This window comes from Frigoribacterium sp. AC759, assembly GCF_979256015.1.
The window spans coordinates 1-229 of sequence record NZ_CEEDMT010000233.1 but is presented as its reverse complement, the minus strand read 5'-3'; the positions used below and the strand labels follow the sequence as shown (position 1 = coordinate 229).

The 229-nt window shown below is 73.4% G+C and carries 1 protein-coding gene; it reads left to right on the top strand.

Annotated elements, in window-relative coordinates; all coding sequences use genetic code 11:
* Nucleotides 1-29: 29 nt before the first annotated feature.
* The coding region (locus ACZ6JE_RS15795; RefSeq protein ID WP_464319566.1) for a hypothetical protein at nucleotides 30-229 on the top strand (200 nt) is incomplete at its 3' end.

Genomic DNA, 229 nt, shown 5'->3' with positions numbered 1-229 from the left:
CCTCCCCACCGTGGAGGCAGGACGGCATCGTGCCCCCGGATGCTCGGCCCCGCGACACGAGCGGACGCGTCTCGATCCGTGAGATGACCCTCGATCGGGACGAGATCGCCGAGGTCGCGGGACTGCGCGTCACCGCACCGGCGCGCACGGCACTCGACCGCGCCCGAGCCTCCGTCTGGACGCCGTCCGACGAGAGACGCGTCGGCGACCTCTGCCGGCTGTACGGGGT